General features: G+C 60.0%; 15 protein-coding genes and 1 pseudogene. 10 read left to right on the forward strand and 6 right to left on the reverse strand.

Annotated elements, in window-relative coordinates:
• Positions 1 to 420: 420 nt before the first annotated feature.
• Positions 421 to 1365, forward strand: coding sequence for a hypothetical protein (locus C4J86_RS09950; protein ID WP_256657462.1), 945 nt, complete (start codon positions 421 to 423; stop codon positions 1363 to 1365).
• Between the two features lie 55 nt (positions 1366 to 1420).
• Here the strand turns inward: C4J86_RS09950 and C4J86_RS09955 are convergent, their stop codons facing one another.
• Positions 1421 to 2572, reverse strand: a complete 1152-nt coding sequence (locus C4J86_RS09955; protein ID WP_124362094.1) for an MFS transporter — start codon at positions 2570 to 2572, stop codon at positions 1421 to 1423.
• A gap of 228 nt (positions 2573 to 2800) precedes the next feature.
• Between C4J86_RS09955 and C4J86_RS09960 the strand changes: the two genes are divergently transcribed.
• The 5 genes from C4J86_RS09960 (at position 2801) to C4J86_RS09980 (ending at position 9856) form a co-directional block, all read left to right on the forward strand.
• Positions 2801 to 3784 (forward strand): diaminopimelate epimerase, encoded by a 984-nt coding sequence (locus C4J86_RS09960; RefSeq protein WP_124362095.1) that lies wholly within the window; start codon positions 2801 to 2803, stop codon positions 3782 to 3784.
• Between the two features lie 291 nt (positions 3785 to 4075).
• Positions 4076 to 6094: a type VI secretion system tip protein TssI/VgrG gene (gene tssI, locus C4J86_RS09965; protein WP_124370258.1), complete on the forward strand. Its 2019-nt coding sequence runs from the start codon at positions 4076 to 4078 to the stop codon at positions 6092 to 6094.
• On the forward strand, positions 6094 to 6930 hold the full coding sequence (locus C4J86_RS09970) for a DUF4123 domain-containing protein (protein WP_124372411.1): 837 nt from the start codon (positions 6094 to 6096) through the stop codon (positions 6928 to 6930). Before tssI ends, C4J86_RS09970 begins: the two co-directional genes overlap by 1 nt.
• On the forward strand, positions 6923 to 7702 hold the full coding sequence (locus tag C4J86_RS09975; RefSeq protein ID WP_124370259.1) for a hypothetical protein: 780 nt from the start codon (positions 6923 to 6925) through the stop codon (positions 7700 to 7702). Before C4J86_RS09970 ends, C4J86_RS09975 begins: the two co-directional genes overlap by 8 nt.
• A gap of 15 nt (positions 7703 to 7717) precedes the next feature.
• Entirely contained in the window at positions 7718 to 9856 is a 2139-nt protein-coding gene (locus C4J86_RS09980) for a lipase family protein (protein ID WP_124370260.1), read from the forward strand.
• A 9-nt stretch (positions 9857 to 9865) separates the two neighbouring features.
• Here C4J86_RS09980 and codA read toward each other — a convergent pair whose 3' ends face one another.
• The 4 genes from codA to C4J86_RS10000 form a co-directional block, all read right to left on the reverse strand.
• The gene (gene codA, locus C4J86_RS09985) at positions 9866 to 11101 is read right to left on the reverse strand and encodes a cytosine deaminase (RefSeq protein ID WP_124370261.1); all 1236 of its coding nucleotides are present in this window, start codon (positions 11099 to 11101) and stop codon (positions 9866 to 9868) included.
• Positions 11102 to 11166: 65 nt separating this feature from the next.
• On the reverse strand, positions 11167 to 12435 hold the full coding sequence (codB, locus tag C4J86_RS09990; RefSeq protein WP_124370262.1) for a cytosine permease: 1269 nt from the start codon (positions 12433 to 12435) through the stop codon (positions 11167 to 11169).
• Positions 12436 to 12673: 238 nt separating this feature from the next.
• Positions 12674 to 13030, reverse strand: coding sequence for a 6-carboxytetrahydropterin synthase QueD (gene queD, locus C4J86_RS09995; protein WP_017736453.1), 357 nt, complete (start codon positions 13028 to 13030; stop codon positions 12674 to 12676).
• A 76-nt stretch (positions 13031 to 13106) separates the two neighbouring features.
• On the reverse strand, positions 13107 to 14186 hold the full coding sequence (locus C4J86_RS10000) for a patatin-like phospholipase family protein (protein WP_124370263.1): 1080 nt from the start codon (positions 14184 to 14186) through the stop codon (positions 13107 to 13109).
• Positions 14187 to 14369: 183 nt separating this feature from the next.
• Here C4J86_RS10000 and C4J86_RS10005 point away from each other — a divergent pair, with 183 nt between their 5' ends.
• The 4 genes from C4J86_RS10005 to C4J86_RS10020 are packed head-to-tail and all read left to right on the forward strand — an operon-like array spanning position 14370 to position 16961.
• Positions 14370 to 14672 carry a PepSY domain-containing protein gene (locus tag C4J86_RS10005; RefSeq protein ID WP_124362102.1) on the forward strand — a complete coding sequence of 101 codons (303 nt, stop codon included), beginning with the start codon at positions 14370 to 14372 and terminating at the stop codon, positions 14670 to 14672.
• The gene (locus C4J86_RS10010; RefSeq protein WP_124362103.1) at positions 14672 to 14983 is read left to right on the forward strand and encodes a PepSY domain-containing protein; all 312 of its coding nucleotides are present in this window, start codon (positions 14672 to 14674) and stop codon (positions 14981 to 14983) included. Before C4J86_RS10005 ends, C4J86_RS10010 begins: the two co-directional genes overlap by 1 nt.
• Entirely contained in the window at positions 14983 to 15651 is a 669-nt protein-coding gene (locus tag C4J86_RS10015) for a response regulator transcription factor (protein ID WP_124370264.1), read from the forward strand. Before C4J86_RS10010 ends, C4J86_RS10015 begins: the two co-directional genes overlap by 1 nt.
• Positions 15648 to 16961: a sensor histidine kinase gene (locus C4J86_RS10020; RefSeq protein ID WP_124370265.1), complete on the forward strand. Its 1314-nt coding sequence runs from the start codon at positions 15648 to 15650 to the stop codon at positions 16959 to 16961. Before C4J86_RS10015 ends, C4J86_RS10020 begins: the two co-directional genes overlap by 4 nt.
• 62 nt (positions 16962 to 17023) lie before the next feature.
• Here C4J86_RS10020 and C4J86_RS27345 read toward each other — a convergent pair.
• Positions 17024 to 17119 (reverse strand): annotated as a pseudogene (locus tag C4J86_RS27345) (N-acetyltransferase); the annotation flags it as partial.
• Between the last annotated feature and the right edge of the window lie 119 nt (positions 17120 to 17238).

The following is a 17238-nucleotide window of genomic DNA, read 5'->3' on the forward strand; positions in this document are numbered from 1 at the left end:
CCCAGTACGCTGTTGCAAACCTGCCCGCTCCGGCAACTACGCTACACGGCCTGGGCTCATCTCAAGCAAAGGGGCTCAATCTCACGTCGTCACCCAAGTTCAGTTTCAAGGCGCCTACGACTGAAGACTTCGATAGGGGCTCGCGAGCCGTAGGGGAGGGGCCGGCGCCTCGGTCAGCAGTGTCATTGCTCGAAGCGCTGTGGAGCAAATTGTCACGCCGTCAATGACAGTCAACCCACTGACGTCGCTGGCTGGTCACAAATGTTCAAGGTTTACCGGGAGCAGGCTGGCGGCTTGCCGGAACCATTATTTTTAGGTTGCCACATATTCGATACTTGCCTCGCGCTGACCGTCACAGCGCTTTTGAAGACGGAGCACTCGAGGTCCAAGTAATGCAATCTAAATAAGGTGGGAATCAACATGACTAACGGGATAAATACTTCAGGCTCTGGATTACCGCATCTGCAGAATTGGACTGCCGGTGCGAATCAGGCGCCTGCTCCAGCCGGTGGTGGTTACGCGCGGCTCAGCGTCGTGGACAAGGCGTTGGGAACCCAGCAACCGCTCGGAACGACCTCGAGTTTTGCCCCCGACAGCTTGATGGTCAATGGCGCCAGCCGGCATTTTGACGGCCAAGGGTTGTATGGCGGAATGTCAAATGTGGGAAATCCCTATATCAGTTCGGACGACCGCCTGCTGGCGACAGATCTGAATAACAACTTTTCCATGCTGGATAAGTTCAAGAAAGATGGCCATCTGACCCAGAGCGGACTGCAACAAATTGCCGCTGAAGACGTGCACAAAAGCAGCGTCTCTGAACGCACCATCATGTTGGCCAGGGAGATACTCAATCGCCCCAGGCTCAACGAGGCGATTCTAGTCGATGGCGGTAAAATCACGCCTGAAAGCCTGGCCAATGCATCTGACCTGGTCGTTGGCAACACCAACCCCAATACCCAAAGTGTGGATCCATTCCATTCGAAAACCAATGCACAAGTCGTGCAAGCGTTCAGGGGCATGTTTGATCAACTGCGGGATAAATCCGAAGACTACACCTTCTTTTTCGAGAAGCACCGATACGTCAAGACAGACACACTGATCGAAATGAGCAAAGATCCTGACGAGACCGACAAGAACGGTAATGTCGTACGGGATCCGGCGACTGGGTTCCCCAAGAAAAAATACAGCGAGCAGCAGGTATACGTCGCCAAGAACATTGTTGAGCGACCAGGATTGCTCGACTCCCTGGACAGCAACAAAGCGAACGGCACCAACATTTTTGGGAGCCACAACATTGATGGCTGGCTGAAGAACTACAGCATCGATCGATGGTTGGAAAACGATAAGAAAGAAAAGGGTAACTGAAGGCGTCGCAGGTATGAGCGGGGTGGCAAATCAGGCCGCTCATACCGGCGAGCGTTTATACACGCACTATCCTGCCGCTGATCGCCACCGCTGCCAGCAACCCACCGATCAGCAGGAACGCGGTTGCCACGCTGCTGGCATGGGCAATGAACCCGATCACTGCCGGCCCGGCCAATATGCCCGCATAGCCCAGCGTGGTGATGGCGGGCACGGCAATATGTTCCGGCATCACCTTCTGTTTGCCCACGGCGGTATAAAGCACCGGGACGATATTGGAGCAGCCGGCGCCCACCAGCGCATACCCAAGCAGCGCCATTTCCCAGGCGGGGGACAGCGTGGCCAGGAACACACCGGCCGCTGCCAACGTGCCACCGGCCACGATCACCCAGGTAGCGCCCAGGCGCCGCACAATCACGTCACCGGTCAAGCGCCCGGCGGTCATGGTCAGGGCGAATGCCGCGTAGCCGAGGCCTGCATAAGCTTCGTCCAGGCCGCGTTCGGCACTGAGGAACACCGCGCTCCAGTCCAGTACTGCGCCTTCGGCCAGGAAAACGATGAAACACAAGCAGCCGATAAACAGCACCACGCCATGAGGAATGGCAAACGCCGGCCCTGAGCTTTCACTGCCATAGGGGAGCAGATGCGGCCTGGCCTTGAGCAGTGCCACTGCCATGATGACGATCACCACCAGGGTTGCCTGCAGCGGCGACAAGCCCAGCCCCAGCAAGCCGGAGACCCCCGCCGCACCGACGATCCCACCCAGGCTGAACAACCCGTGGAAGCCCGACATCATGGTTTTCCCGCTGGCGCGTTCAACGATCACCGCTTGCAGGTTGACCGTCGAATCCACCGTGCCCAGCCCTGCGCCAAACAGGAACAACCCCGCCATCAGCAGCGGAATCGAACTGACGGTGGCCAGCATCGGCAACGCCAGGCAAATCAAGACCGTGCCGGCGGTCAACACGCGCCGGCAGCCAAAGCGTGACGCCAACACCCCGGCCACGGGCATGGCGAGGATCGATCCTACCCCCAGGCACAATAGCAACAGGCCCAGCGTGCCTTCGTTGAGTTGCGCGCGCGCCTTGGCGTACGGCACCAGCGGTGCCCAGGCCGCGATGCCGAAGCCGGCGATGAAAAAAGCGATACGGGTCGACATTTGCTCCAGCCGCCCGGGAACCACGGGGGCGGAAGTGGGGATGGCAGTCATGAATAATCCTTGGTGTTGCGTTCAACGAACGATGTCCGGCGTGACATCCTTGCACATCAGGCTTCGTCGGGCGAGCCGGGTTCCCTTGGGATTAGCGAGCGGCCCGTGACGGTATTTCCAACCTGAAGGTGTCGCGTGTGTAGAAGTGGGCGTTCTGTAATACGCTGTTGCTCTCTCTTTCAGGCTACCGACGAACAGACCGATGACTTTTTTCAAGCAGCTAACAGCGTGACTCGGTTCTATGACGCGCGCGGCAATATCTATGGAGTAGTCAGCCCCGATTATTTACGTCGCCGGGGTGTTGACCTGCCCGACGGCGCCGACCTCGCCGCGAGTGCGCGCCAGGCATGGAGCGCATCGGCCATCGCTGCCGAATGCGGGTGGGGAGCGGTGTCGCCGGCGCCCGGTGCCAAGGCTCATCGCTGCGACGGGTTGCTGGTTGGGCCGTTTCAGGCTGCGCCACCTTTCGATCTATTGATCGTCAATACTGACGGTAGCCTCGCCGAGCGCAGTGGCAACGGGTTAACCATCTTTGCCCAGGCATTGACCGACCAAGGCGTTATGTCAGAAGGCTGCGAGTTGCGGGTGCATCACGATAAAGCGGATGCAGTTTCACCGGTGGTCACGCGGGTGGAGCCTGCGGTGTACCAGCAGGTCGAGGGCTTTTGGCTGGACCTGGGGCAACCGGGTTTCGGCCCATCGGCAGCCGGTGCGGGAGTGGATAGCGGTGTGGCGCAGCAGGGTGAGTTCAGTCACGTGGCCGCGTTGGCGGCGATAGACCCGCAATGGGATAGAAGCCAGTTCGTGCGGGTGGGCAATCCCCATTGCGTAACACTTGTCGAGCAGATGGCGGCATTGCCCACCTATCTCGCCATGCATCAATTGGCACTGTTTGAGCGATTGCAAGCGATCGCCTTCGCTCCGCCTGTGGGCAGCGGTCGTCCCTGTGTCGCGGGGGTCAATTTGCAATGGGCCGCGCGCGCGTCGGGTAATCAGGTAATCGCGCGGGTGTTCGAGCGCGGCGAAGGGCCTACTGCGTCTTCGGGTACCAGCGCCAGCGCAGTGGCCTGTGCGGCATGGCGAGCAGGTTGGGTCGGCGCCGGGGAAGTGGCGGTGGTGATGCCGGGCGGCACGGCGCCAGTACGTCTGCGGGTTGAAGCTGAAACGTTGTCGAGCGTCAGTCTTTTCGGGACCGCGCATTCATTGGCGTAAGCAATTGCCATGGTGATGTGGGTCAGCTATTTCCTTAATAGATAGTTCTATTTGGAAGTGTCGAAGTAGGAATTTTCTTATTGTTGATAATTTGTTTATTAAACGAATTTCTTATTTTGTAAAAGACACTTCCAACCTCGTCGTACGAAACTTCTTTTTTATTTTCCAAGGGCCGAATTTTCCCTGAGATCGCTAAGCTTCAGGGCGTTCAGGCGCTTTTTCTCGGCCGGTATTCGGCAGTCACGAGGAGAGCTTTTAATCAGCGGGTTATTGATTGGCGGGTAACAACGGATGGTTGACGCGTTTGTTTCGTCACGTTTCAAATTAATGATTCAAGGCGTCACTGCCCACTTGCAGGTACTCGCCTTCAACGGCAATGAGTGTCTTGATCAACCGTATTTCATCCAGGTGCTATTCGTCAGCGAAAGCCCTGACCTGGATCTGGAGGCGTTGCTTCATCAGCCGGTCTATCTGTACCTGGGCGAAACGGCGCAAGGCCTGCACGGGTTGGTCTATACCATCGGCCGCGATGCTCCGGGTGCCCGGCTCACCCGTTATCACCTTACGCTCGCGCCCCGCCTGGCCTGCCTTGCCCATCGCCGTGACCAGCGGGTTTTCCAGCAGCGTAGCGTGCCGCAGATGATTGCCAGCGTTCTTGAACAGCACGGCATCCTGGCAGATGCCTACGCCTTCGAGCTCGGCCCGGTGGTTTATCCGCCTCGGCTCTTTTGCGTGCAGTATGCGGAAACGGATCTGCACTTCATTCAGCGCCTGTGCGAGGAGGAGGGTATCCATTACCACTTCCGCCATAGTGTCGACGCTCATCTGCTGGTGTTTGGGGATGATCAAACCGTATTTCAGCGCCTGCCGATGCAGCGATACTGCTCGACGATCGATCCGCTGGCCGCAACGAAAGGTATTCACCGCTTCGATGTACGCCTGCAAACCCGCAGCCGACGAACGGTGCGCCGTGACCATGACTTCGAACACCCGTCGCTGCGGTTGCAGGATACCGCCGGCGGTGTACCGGACGCAGCGCTTGAAGACTACCGTTACCCAGCCGGTTTCACCGGCCATGCACGGGGGGCGCAACTGGCGCGTCGCAGCCTGGAGCGACATCAATCCGACCGCCATTGTGCGTCAGGCAAGAGCGACCAGCCCCTGTTGCGCAGTGGCCATTTTCTTGAGTTGCAAGGCCATCCGGATTCGGTCTGCAACGACCTGTGGTTGCTCACCTCGGTGCGTCACGAAGGCTATCAGCCACAGGTGCTGGAGGAAGCGGTAGCCGATACGGACACCTTCGTCGGGTATCGCAACCGCTTCATTGCGACCCCCTGGCGTGCGGTGCATCGACCCCAGCTCAAACATCCCAAGCCGTCCATCAACGGCAGCCAGACGGCGACTGTTACAGGGCCTGCGGATGAAGAGGTGCACTGCGATGCCTATGGTCGAGTGAAGGTGCGGTTTCATTGGGATCGCCTGGACCAGACGGATGACAAGAGCAGTTGTTGGGTAAGGGTTGCCTCCGGGTGGGCCGGTGCCGGGTTTGGCGCCATGATGATTCCACGGGTGGGCATGGAGGTGTTGGTAACCTTCCTGGAGGGCGACCCGGACCAGCCATTGATCAACGGTTGCCTGCCCAATGCATCGCACATGCCGGCTTATTCCTTGCCGCAGCACAAGACCCGCAGCGTGTTGCGCAGTCGCAGTGTCCCCGGGGGCGCGGGCAGCAATGAGCTGCATCTTGAAGACCGCCGTGGCGAAGAGCTGATCTACCTGCGAGCCCAGCGTGACCTGGAACAGCAGGTGGGCCATGACAGCCGTTTGGAAGTGTTCGGCGAGCGCAGTGAAATCATCCGAGGCTTGAGCACGGTGCGTCTTGAGAGCGGAGAGCAGCGCCACATCACGGGAGACCGCAGTGTTGCGCTGACGGCAAACGACCATCTGGCCGTGCAAGGCGACAGCCACACCCAGGTGACACAGGTGATGGTGATCGAAGCCGGTCAACAGATTCACCTGAAGGCGGGTGCCAGCCTTGTCATCGATGCAGGCGCGCAGTTGAGTTTCAAGGCCGGCGGCGAGCATTTGCAGATTCAGGCCGGCGGGATTTTCAGCAGCCGGCCAATCACTGTCGGTGGGGCGCCATCCGCTGCACGGTCGGCCAGCCCTTCCTCTGTTGCGGGCGCTCCCGAGGTTTCTGTTGTGCAGGGCCTCATCATGGACATGGCCCGCCAACTGGACGCGGATTTTTGCCCGATCTGCGAGCGTTGTCGCGAAGGCCAATGCGATTTCGCCGGGAGGGCCGCATGATGCAAGACGTGCCTTATCAATGGATGGCGCAGCAGCAACAGGCGGGGCGTCATTTATGCCTCATGCTCGAAGCAAATAATGAGAACTGCCAGTCGCTGATGGCGGCTCGCGACCCCTCGCAGTATTGCCCGCTCTATGGAGAAACAGCAGTAGCGGAACTGGCGAGCAAGGGCCCCGTGATCCTGATGGTGGAACAGGTAAGGGAGCCTGCGCTGGCCAATCATCTGCAAAACCCGGAGGCAAACCGGGGGTGGCTGGGCAGTTTACCCAGCGATGATCTGGCCGTTGTGATCCGACATTGGCGTGAGCGACTGCTGGTCGGGCCAGAAGGCAAAAAGGCCCTGTACCGTTTCCACGACAACCGCACCCTGGCCCGTGCCCTTGCATATCTGCCGGCAGAGCAATGGCCCATCTACCTGGGCCCGCTGACCAGCGTGTGCTACTGGCATGAGGGCCGCTGGTGCAGCCACGACAATCCCGCGCCGGGCGAGTATGCGGTCCCCGATCCCGCGCCCTGGTTGCAGGCGCCCAACCCTCAGGCCGCGACCATTCTGCAGGCCAATATCCTGCGCTACCTGCTGGCCGAGCACAGTGAAGACCTGGCTGCTCTGGTGGAGTTTCACGACCCCAGGATCTGGCTGGCCCAAGTATTGGAGCAGGCCCGAAGCTGGCAATGGCGTTCGCCTGAGCAACTTGAGTTTCTGGTGGTGGGCCGGTTGGAAGAGGCGACTCGGGGCAGTGTCATTCGGTGGCAGCCGTTGGAGGGGGAGGCACCGACACAGCATTTTGAGCGAGTGCTGGAGCAATGGCGCAAGGAGGGGCTCAAGGATGAGTAGGTGGATGGGACGTGCATTGCTGGCTGTTGGAATGATGTGGCTTACGGGGTGTGCGGGGAAGGCGACGGATAGCTTTACGCTGGAGGTGGATTTGCCGGCGGGGTTTGCCGTGGTAGGGGACGCTTCATATGCACCCGCATCAGGCGAAGTCTGCAAACTGCCTAGAAGAAATGGCAGGCGTCCTGAGCTCAAAATATTCAAGGCTGCCAGCAAACCCGTCGCCAACAGGGTCAGTTTTGAAGTGCCATTCACGGAGCAAGTAAATGGCTGCCCTTTAGTATTGCGCCGCCTCGTTTTCGCTATTAATGCCAGCTGGGGGCAGCGTTGGTCGGACATCGGAAGGGATTATGCCGTCATCTATTTCCACGATAGCTGGGAACCTGGAATGCCTTTGATGCCTGATACCGGAGTCCAGGAGCTTCCTGGGCGATGCCAGTGGTTGTTTCGTACCGCTGGCCCAAAGCACGCCATTCTCAAAATCCTTTGGTGCAAATCACTGGATGCTGCTGGAAAACTCAAGAGGGCCCGGCCTGGCGGGCATGTGCACCGTGACGGACTGTCCGGGAAGACGTTAAGAATGGTGTTGGCATTTACAGAGGAAGAAGAACCGGCTGTGGCTGATAACTGGGTAAAGGTTGCCGGTGGCTGGAAGCGCTGCAGGGGCGAAAGCGAGGAGGACCTACTCGCGTTTTGTCGCGGGAATGTAGTCGACTTCAAGGCTTTCAAAATGCCAGATGGCCGCCTATGCAACGTTTATCCAACGTGTAATTAATAATGGAGAAACCTCATGAAACAGAATGCATGGAAGCAACAGTTTTTTATCGACAAGATGCCTGCCTGCCCGTTGCACGGCGATTGGTTGTCCTTTTGCCTGGTAGATGAAACGGGGAACGGCAAGGCCTATGGCGGCCTGCCTTACACTCTCCTGGACAGTGCAGGGCAGCAATATAAAGGGCGTTTGGATGGGAGCGGGTTTGCCAAGCTAGAGGGTATTTATTGTGGCCCGGTAATCCTTTTGATGGACGAGCCTTATTCTGGAGGAGAAGCGCCTTACCGCCGGCTTATGTCGCGGCCTAATTACGCGTTACCCATTACGGAGCTTCAAGTACGCGCAGAGCAAACATGTTTTCAGAACAAGGATGGTCAGCGTGTCGAAAATAACCCGGCACGGCAAAAAGCAGATCGTTTTCATCAGGTGGAGGTAAGCGATCTGGTTCGCTACAAAGCCCACTTACCTCCGCCGTCGTCTGAAGCTCGCCGTCCCATGCACAATACGCTCGGGCTGATGGCGGACCTGGGGTTCGGTCCTCCGGAATCCTTATTCAAGGGGTTGGCGCTATTGCCGAACCAATTTACGGCATTGGAGATACGTCCTCTACGAGCGCTACGGCCGATCATTTCCACGGATGATCAGTTTTGTGCATTGAACCTTTACCAGCTGGCGCTTATGGCCACATTGAGTTACTGCGAATTTGGCCAGGATCCTCCAACGGGAGGTGGGGATACGGTCAGTTTTCCGCTGAACCCAAGTATAGGAAACGTGTTTGTAGAGCAGTTGTCGTGTTACCGGGAGGCTTGGAAGTTCGACTCAGAACAAGTGCAGCGGTTTTATCCATTGTATGAAGACGTCGCCTACTCTCGTCGCTTTGAGATTTTGCCTTTTGATCCTGACTTGTATGAGCGCAATCACTTGCAGGGCGAGCATCCGGAGCGCATACATTTTTTTAACGACGTTGAATTCGGCACTGACACTCAAGCTTTCATCTGTCATCACGACGAGGTTGTACTTATAGCTGTGCGTGGTACGGCCAGTGGCGCAGATGCTTTGCGGGATGCAGATGCTCATCAAGTCCCTTTCGTCGAAGGTGCAGGCAAAGCTCATCGAGGTTTTTACCAAGGATTTAAGGCCCTGTATCATTTTGTTCTGGAGTACCTTTCGCGATATCACATTGATCAACGCGTGGTTATCTGCGGCCACAGCCTCGGCGGCGCGATTGCCTTGCTACTCGCTGAAGGGCTGCGCCGCATCCCGGACGCCGACTACAACATCCTGCTCTACACCTACGGTGCGCCCCGCGCCGCCGATTCCGAATTCACCGCAGGCGCCCGCGCCCTGGTCCATCACCGCATCGTCAACCACAATGATCCCGTCCCCAGTGTGCCGGCGCCGTGGATGAACACCACTGCCAAACTCTGGGTGCCAGGCGCCGTCACCTTATTCAGTGCCCCCACCGCCGGCGGCTTGTTGTTTGCCGCTGGCCTGGTACGCGTCGGTGGGAGTGCCTACCAGCACCACGGTGAACAGCAGCACTTCATGCCGATTAGACTTGCCGATGGCACGCACGCTTCGGTGTTGTGGAAACCTGGCTGTGAGTCGATCCAGGAAGCTGGTTGTAATCGAGCGCTGCAGTTACACGGCGACATGCCCGACCGCGACAACCTGTTGCGGCAACTGTTCCAGGCCAACCAGCACTTCATGACCGCCAGCTACATTCCCGCAGCCTGGGCGACATTGCGGCGCTGGCAGCAAACCCTGGAGAGTCAGGGCCCTCTGGTGACCGCGCGGGAATTCGAGCTGCTGGATCGCGCCCTCGAAGACATGCGCGAGCAGTTGAGGACCAAACGCCGCGAGCTTGCCCGATTGCGCCCGGCCAATGACCGTAGCCATGAGCACAACGACGCCTTGAACGCCGAGATCGACCGCTTGCACACCAGCCGCGAGCGCCTGGCCAGCCTGCGCTGGCGCCGCCTCGATGCGCGCGATGTGTACGGTAGCCATGCCCACAGTGCCAATCTGCAACTGGGTCTCAAACGCTGGTTCACTCACCGGGAAAACCGCGCCTTGTCCCAGGTGGCCAGTGTTCCGTCAGCCCTCCACAGCGACCGGGGAAAAGCGCAAATACTGGACATCGACGCGATCGTCTAGCTCAGTGCATTACACAAACTCCACCTGCGCCGGCTGACGTTTCATCAGCACCTTGCCGTTGCGGATCGAATACAACGGCAGGCCCTGGCTGCGAATCACCTCATAGTCACTGTCTGCCGAGAGCACCAGCAGGTTGGCCGGTCGACCGCGTTCCAGGCCGTACCGATCGCCGAGGGCCATGGCCTTGGCGCTGTTGTCGGTGACCAGGTCCAGGGCGTTCTGCAGGTTGCGGTAGCCGAGCATATGGCAGATGTGCAAACCGGCTTCCAATACGCGCAGGATGTTGCCGTTGCCCAACGGGTACCAGGGGTCGACGATGGAGTCCTGGCCGAAACACACGTTCATGCCGGCCTCGAGCAGTTCGTTGACGCGTGTGACGCCCCGGCGTTTGGGGAAGCTGTCAAAGCGGCCTTGCAAGTGAATACTTTCGGTGGGGCAGGAGACGAAGCTGATGCCGGAGTGGCCCAGCAGGCGAAACAGTTTGGCGCAGTAGGCGTTGTCGTAGGAGCCCATGGCGGTGGTGTGGCTGGCGGTGACGCGAGCACCCATGTCGCGGCTGCGTGCTTCCTCGGCCAGCACTTCGAGAAAGCGTGAGTGCGGGTCGTCGGTTTCGTCGCAGTGGACATCCACCAGGCAGCCGGTGCGTTCGGCGAGGTCCATGAGGAACTTCACCGAACTCACCCCTTGATCGCGGGTGTACTCGAAGTGGGGGATGCCGCCGATGACGTCGGCGCCCAGGCGAATGGCTTCTTCCATCAGTTCACGGCCATTGCGGAATGACTCGATGCCTTCCTGGGGAAAGGCAACGATTTGCAGGTCGATCAGGTGCGAGCTTTCTTCGCGCACTTGCAGCATGGCTTTGAGCGCGGTGAGGTCCGGGTCGGTCACGTCGACGTGGGTGCGCACATGCTGGATACCGTGGGCGGCGAGGGCCTGGATGGTTTTTTTGGCGCGGGTTTTGGTGTCTTCCTCCGTGATGGTGGCTTTGCGTTCCCCCCAGCATTCGATGCCTTCGAACAGGGTGCCGCTCATGTTCCAGCGTGGTTCGCCGGCGGTAAGGGTGGCGTCCAGGTGAATGTGCGGTTCGACGAAGGGCGGGATCACCAGATTGCCGGCGGCATCCAGGTCGCCGGTCATTAAGGTCGGAATGCTTGTTTGTGCAGTGATGCTGGCGATCCGGCCATGTTCCAGGTGCAGATCATGCAGGCCTTCACGGTTGCGCAGGCGGGCATTGATGATGTGCATGGGCAAGTTCCTCTTGGCTAAATTCAATCAGGCGGCCATCAGGTTACCATTGGCAGTGCTCAGGCTCATGCCGGGGCGTCGGCCAGAGGTTCGCGCACGCGCAGTAAAGCGATGAGCAGCATGTAGGTGAGTGACGCGGCAGCGATCCCCACCAGCGGTGCAACCCAGGGTGAGTTGAACGCCAACAGCGTGCCCACCGCGTACGCCGCCAGCCCGGGCCAATTGAACGCGGGCAGGCGGGCATCCGCCAGGCGTGGGTATTGGCCGCGATAACGGTAGAAGAAGTCTGCCATGATCACGCCGCCAATCGGCGGGATCACCGTGCCCAACAGAATCAGGTACGGCACGAGCATGTCGTACATGCCCAGCAAGGCGAGCAGGGTGCCGATCACTGCACCGGCCAGGGTCACGGTTTTGCGCCGCCGGGTGCGCAGCAGGTTGCAGCCGGCGACGGCGAAGTTGTAGATGGTGTTGTCCTGAGTGCTCCAGATATTGAGCAGCAGCATGGCCATCGCCGCCATGGCGAAACCCTGCAGCAGCAAGACTTCCACAACGTCTGGCTGCTGATAGACGATGGCGCCGTAGGCTCCGATCAATACCATCAGGCCGTTGCCGATAAAAAAGCCGATCAGGCTGGCCAGTACCGCGACCTTGGCCGAGCGAGAAAACCGCGTCCAGTTGGTGGCCTGGGTCGCGCCGCTGACAAAGGTGCCGAACACCAGGGTGATCGCCGTGGACAGGTCCAGCTCGGCGGTCGGCACCACCGCCAGCAGGCCGTCCAGCCCGCCAACCTTTACAGTCGCGACCCACATCGACAGCACCAGCAAAATGCCCATGGCGGGCACCGCGATGTAAGACAGGATTTCCAGCCCTCGATACCCCACGTATGCCGTGGCACAGAACACCAGGCCAAACACCACCATCAATGCCAGCACGCTGCCCTGGCTCAGCTCGAAATACTTGCCCAGTACCACGGCGGCCGTGGCGGTGCCCCAGGCATACCAGCCAATCTGGGTGAAACCGAGGATCAGGTCACTGAGCTTGCTGCCGATTTCACCAAAGCAGAAACGCCCCATCAATACCGAGTTCAAACCGCTCCTGAAGGCGATGTAGCCCAGGCCCGCGGCGTAGATACCCAGCAGCAGGTTACCCAGGGCCACAACGCCGAGCATGTCGGTAAAGCTGAACGCCACCCCCAACTTGCCGCCGGCAAACATGGTCGCCGTAAAAAACGTGAACCCCAGCAGCACCATGGCCGTGGAGGCCAGGCCCTTGCGCGCATGCAGGGGCACTTCGCTGAGCGGGTAATCGTTACCGGATTCTTGCTGGGTCATGTGCCTTGCTCCCTGGATAATGACGCAGGCCTGTTGCACCGTGCGTGCCAAAACGGCGGCGCGGGTGCATGCGCCCTGGGGCGCCCGGTAGTTATAGCCAAACGCAGGGAAGTCGTCGGCGCAAGGGGAAGTGCTGCCCCATCAAGCGCGAAAGCGGTGCAGCCGTGATACAAATTGGATCAGTTGACGGCAGGCATAAAAAAACCACCCGCAGGTGGTTTTTTCAACAGTCCAGGACTTACTCGCCGCGATAGATACATCCGCTGGTGCACGTCTCATGGATGCGAATCGCGCTGAGTTCCGGCAGCAAGGGTTTCAATTCAGTCCAGATCCACTTGGCCAGCACTTCGCTGGTGGGGTTTTCCAGGCCGGGGATGTCGTTGAGGTAGTTGTGGTCGAGACGCTCGTAGAGCGGCTTGAAAATCGCCTTGATTTCCGAGAAGTCGCGAATCCAGCCGGTATGGGGATCCAGGTCGCCGCTCAAGTGGATCGCCACCTTGAACGAATGCCCGTGCAGGCGTCCGCATTTATGGCCGTCGGGGACGTGGGGCAGGCGGTGGGCGGATTCGAACGTAAACTCTTTGAAGATTTCCACGGTATTTTCAGCTCGGTCAGGTATCTGGCAGGCGGCGAGTTTAACAGCTTGACCCGTCGCCGCGCATACCGCTGGGTCAAAGTGCTTGCAAACGCTCGCCCAGTCCACCGTTGTCCGCCAGCTGCAGAAACTCATCGCCCAACCGCCGACTCTCGCTCATTGCCGTCTGCCAGTATTTGTTGCGACTTTTGTCGTCGCCCATGAAGCGCTTGAAGTCGCTACGGTCCGGCAATTTGCCGTGAGGCAGACGGGCCAGGTAGTCCCTGGACGGTGCCAGCAGCAAGACATCCTGCAAACCCTGTGGATTGCTGCGCCGCCAGGGCAGGCCTTTGTCGAACCAGCCGGGAATGACCCGGTCGGTAAAGTGCGGGTACAACACGATATCGTCGCCGCAGTAGGGCAGGTCGAGGTGGTAGTCCAACAAGCCGCCGTCGCGGTAGGTTCCGGCGCCCGCACCGGGCAGGTCGCGTACGCCCTGCATCACCATGGGAATCGAGCCGGACGCCAGCAGCGCCTGGCGCAGGTTGCCCATTTCCAGTGCAAGGAAGCGCGACGGAAAATCCTTCAGCGGGTGCACCGGGGGCGCCTGGCGGGGGTCGTGGACGATCAGGCGTTCGAAATGCCGCGACAACCGTGCGCGGCCGCGCAGGTTATCGGCGATCACCGAGGACAGGCCCAGGCCCAGCCGGCCTCGGTGGTCATCGGCGAGCAAGCCGTGGCTTTTCACCACCATGATGTTCAGGCGGTAGTCGGGGTTGTCCAGCACCTGTGCATCGCGGCCGGCCAGCAGGTCGTCGAGCATACGCTCGCAGCTCTGGCTGACTGCGGTCATGGTCACGCCTTTGGCAAAACGCTGTTCGTTATACAGGCGGCCCAGGTCGAGCAGGCCTTGCACCGGGTCGGGCAGGCAAGCGCTGGCAAATCGCCAGGAACCGATGGACGCACCGATCAGCGCGCGCTCCCGAGGCGCACGCGCCAGCCAGTCGCCGAACAGCGCCAGGTCAAGGCCCTGAATGCCCAGGGCCTTGGGGCCGCCGGCCGCGCCGGGAAGGATGCCCACGTCAGCAGGCGCAAGGCCTTGCTCGCGAATACGGGCGAAGGCGCGCGTGCCGGCCTTGAGCGTCAGGGCGGGGAATTTGATGTGAATGGCGGTCATACACGTCTCGGGCAGGGGCGAGGGTGCTCGCGAAAAACGTTAACGATAACGGTTGTATCCAGAGTAAACAGTATGGCGTGGGAGATCGAAGCGAAATTGCCATGGTGGCAATTCAGTTTCAGTTAAGTTGCCGCGCGTACCGTGATCAGGTGTAGGAAAAACATCCTGAAACGGAGACTCATCATGAAGCGCCTTACAGCGCTGGTCGCCGCCGGTATCATTGCATCCTCGATCACGCAGGGCTGGGCAATGGACCCCGACAAACCGCTGAAATTGCCTGGCACTGTTACCATTGTCGCCTTCGATCAGCTTGAAGCCACGGCCCTGGCCTTGCATCCGGGTTCCACCTTGCTGGGCACTGACCTGGACGAGGAGTATGGCAAGTACGTCTACCAGGTCGAACTGGAAGATGCCCATGGCCTTGAGTGGGACGTTGAATTGGATGCGCTCACCGGGCACGTTCTCAAGAATCATCAGGACACGTAATGACGCTATATCGACGCGCCGGTAGTCTGGTGCTGCTGGCGCTCCTGGCCTTTTGCTCAAGCCTGGCTGCTCGCGATCTCAATCAGGATGAAGCCTTGGCGCTGCGCCAGCAGGGGGTGATCCTGCCGCTGGAGGACCTGTTGCATACGGCCATGTCACGCTACCCTGGAGCGCGGCTGCTGGAGGCGGAGCTGGAGAAAAAGCACGGCGAATATGCCTATGAAGTGGAACTGGTGACCACCGAAGGCGTGGTGCGCGAAATCAAGCTCGACGCAACCAACGGTACATTGATCAAAGATAAGGAAGACTGATGCGCCTTCTCCTGGTGGAAGACAACGTCCCGCTGGCCGATGAGCTGCTGGCCGGCCTGCAGCGCCAAGGCTATGCGGTCGACTGGCTGGCCGACGGGCGCGACGCGGCGTACCAGGGCCGCAGCGAACCCTATGACCTGATTATCCTCGACCTTGGCCTGCCGGGTTTGCCGGGGCTGGAGGTGCTGGCGCAATGGCGCGCGGCAGCCCTGGCCACGCCGGTGCTGGTGCTGACGGCACGGGATTCCTGGGCAGAACGTATCGAAGGGCTCAAGGCCGGCGCCGATGATTACCTGAGCAAGCCGTTTCACCCCGAAGAACTGCACCTGCGCATTCAGGCGCTGTTACGAAGGTCTCACGGGCATGCCAACCAACCGACCCTGCAAGCCGCCGGCCTGCACCTGGACGAAGGCCGCCAGTGCGTGCTGCGCGACGGTGACGAGATCCAGCTCACGGCCGCCGAGTTCCGCCTGTTGCGTTATTTCATGCTGCACCCCGAACAGATCCTGTCGAAAAGCCATCTGGCAGAGCATCTTTATGACGGCGAGACCGAGCGCGACTCCAACGTGCTGGAAGTCCACGTCAATCATCTGCGCCGCAAGCTGGGGCGCAGCGTGATCGAAACCCGGCGCGGCCAGGGCTACCGGTTTGGCGCCAGCCCTGCATGAAATCGATCCAGCGGCGCTTGAGCCTGGGGTTGATCAGCGTGCTGGTGATCGTCGGCGTGGTGCTGGCGCAAACCAGCCTGTGGCTGTTCGAAGCCGGTTTGCAGCGTTATCTGGAGGCCGGCCTGCGCAACGACAGCGAAAACCTGCTGGTGGCGCTGGTGCGTGGGCCCAACGGCGTACAGTTGGACGAGCATCGCCTGTCGCCCGCCTATCAACGCCCCTTCTCGGGGCATTACTTCCGCATCGATTTTGCCGACACTCACTGGCGCTCCCGCTCCTTGTGGGACCAGGAACTGCCGACGCTCCCCGAGGCCGGGCTCAAGGGCAACCTGCAACTGGGGCCTGAAGGCCAGAAACTGCTGGTATTGCGCTCCGACTACAAACGCTTCGGCCTGCCGATCTCCATCAGCGTGGCGCAGGACTACACGCCGGTACGGGAAAGCTTTCGCCTGATGCGCCAGATCGGCCTGGTACTGGGGCTGGCGGCATTGCTGGTGGTGCTGGTATTGCAACGAATCACCGTGCGCCGCGCCTTGCGCCCGTTGGAAACTGCGCGCAATCAGATTGCTCAGTTGCAACAGGGCCAGCGTTCGCAACTGGACACCCAGGTGCCGCTGGAGCTGGAGCCGCTGGTGGCGCAGATCAACCATTTGCTGGCACACACCGAAGACAGCCTCAAGCGCTCGCGCAATGCCCTGGGCAACCTGGGGCACGCGCTGAAGACCCCATTGGCGGTGATGTTGAGTGCGGCGTCGAGCGAGGCACTCAGGGATCAGCCGCAGTTGAGCAAGTTGTTGCGCGACCAGCTTGAGCAGGTGCAGCAGCGCCTCAACCGCGAGCTCAATCGCGCGCGCCTGGCTGGCGAAACCCTGCCGGGGGCGTTGTTCGACTGTGAAAAAGAACTGCCGGGGCTGTTGGCCACCCTGAACATGATCCACGGCGAACACCTGGACCTGCGCTATCACGTCGCCCCCGGCCTGCAACTGCCCTGGGACCGTGAAGACTTGCTCGAGTTGCTCGGCAACCTGCTGGATAACGCCTGCAAATGGGCGGATGCCGAAGTACGACTGAGCGTGAGTGAGACGCCGCACAGCTACCTGCTGGCCGTCGAAGACGATGGCCCCGGCATTCCCGAGACCCAGCGTGACCAAGTGTTCAGCCGTGGCGCACGCCTGGACGAGCAGGTCGACGGCCACGGTCTGGGACTGGGCATCGTGCGCGACATCGTCGAGGTGTGGGGCGGGACGTTGCAGTTGCAGGAAAGTGAGTTGGGCGGACTCAAGGCGTTGATCGAATTGCCCCGGCGGTAATGCCGATTTAAAAATGTGGGAGGGGGCTTGCCCTAATGCCAGTCAGTTAAGGCGACACCGAACCTGTGGCGAGGGAGCTTGCTCCCGCTGGACTGCGCAGCAGTCCCATTGTTTGGGGCCGCTTCGCGCCCCAGCGGGAGCAAGCTCCCTCGCCACAAGTTAGTTCTCGCTCCTGCTACTTCTTAACTGACTGGCATTAGGGCTTGCCCCCGATGAGCATGGGTATCTACACAACTTTGTAGCAGTCTAAGTAACCACGATGCGAAGCGAGCCGCTC

Origin of the sequence: Pseudomonas sp. R2-7-07, assembly GCF_003852355.1 — a bacterium.
Lineage (GTDB): Bacteria > Pseudomonadota > Gammaproteobacteria > Pseudomonadales > Pseudomonadaceae > Aquipseudomonas.

What these genes read in the sequence shown, in the direction of transcription:
- C4J86_RS10020 (WP_124370265.1), top strand. Translation starts at nt 15,648, where the DNA reads ATGAAATCGATCCAGCGGCGCTTGAGCCTGGGGTTGATCAGCGTGCTG.
- C4J86_RS09970 (WP_124372411.1), top strand. Translation starts at nt 6,094, where the DNA reads ATGCAAGACGTGCCTTATCAATGGATGGCGCAGCAGCAACAGGCGGGG.
- C4J86_RS09975 (WP_124370259.1), top strand. Translation starts at nt 6,923, where the DNA reads ATGAGTAGGTGGATGGGACGTGCATTGCTGGCTGTTGGAATGATGTGG.
- C4J86_RS10015 (WP_124370264.1), top strand. Translation starts at nt 14,983, where the DNA reads ATGCGCCTTCTCCTGGTGGAAGACAACGTCCCGCTGGCCGATGAGCTG.
- C4J86_RS10010 (WP_124362103.1), top strand. Translation starts at nt 14,672, where the DNA reads ATGACGCTATATCGACGCGCCGGTAGTCTGGTGCTGCTGGCGCTCCTG.
- tssI (WP_124370258.1), top strand. Translation starts at nt 4,076, where the DNA reads ATGGTTGACGCGTTTGTTTCGTCACGTTTCAAATTAATGATTCAAGGC.
- C4J86_RS09955 (WP_124362094.1), bottom strand. Translation starts at nt 2,572, where the DNA reads ATGACTGCCATCCCCACTTCCGCCCCCGTGGTTCCCGGGCGGCTGGAG.
- C4J86_RS10005 (WP_124362102.1), top strand. Translation starts at nt 14,370, where the DNA reads ATGAAGCGCCTTACAGCGCTGGTCGCCGCCGGTATCATTGCATCCTCG.
- C4J86_RS09950 (WP_256657462.1), top strand. Translation starts at nt 421, where the DNA reads ATGACTAACGGGATAAATACTTCAGGCTCTGGATTACCGCATCTGCAG.
- codB (WP_124370262.1), bottom strand. Translation starts at nt 12,435, where the DNA reads ATGACCCAGCAAGAATCCGGTAACGATTACCCGCTCAGCGAAGTGCCC.
- codA (WP_124370261.1), bottom strand. Translation starts at nt 11,101, where the DNA reads ATGCACATCATCAATGCCCGCCTGCGCAACCGTGAAGGCCTGCATGAT.
- C4J86_RS09980 (WP_124370260.1), top strand. Translation starts at nt 7,718, where the DNA reads ATGAAACAGAATGCATGGAAGCAACAGTTTTTTATCGACAAGATGCCT.
- C4J86_RS10000 (WP_124370263.1), bottom strand. Translation starts at nt 14,186, where the DNA reads ATGACCGCCATTCACATCAAATTCCCCGCCCTGACGCTCAAGGCCGGC.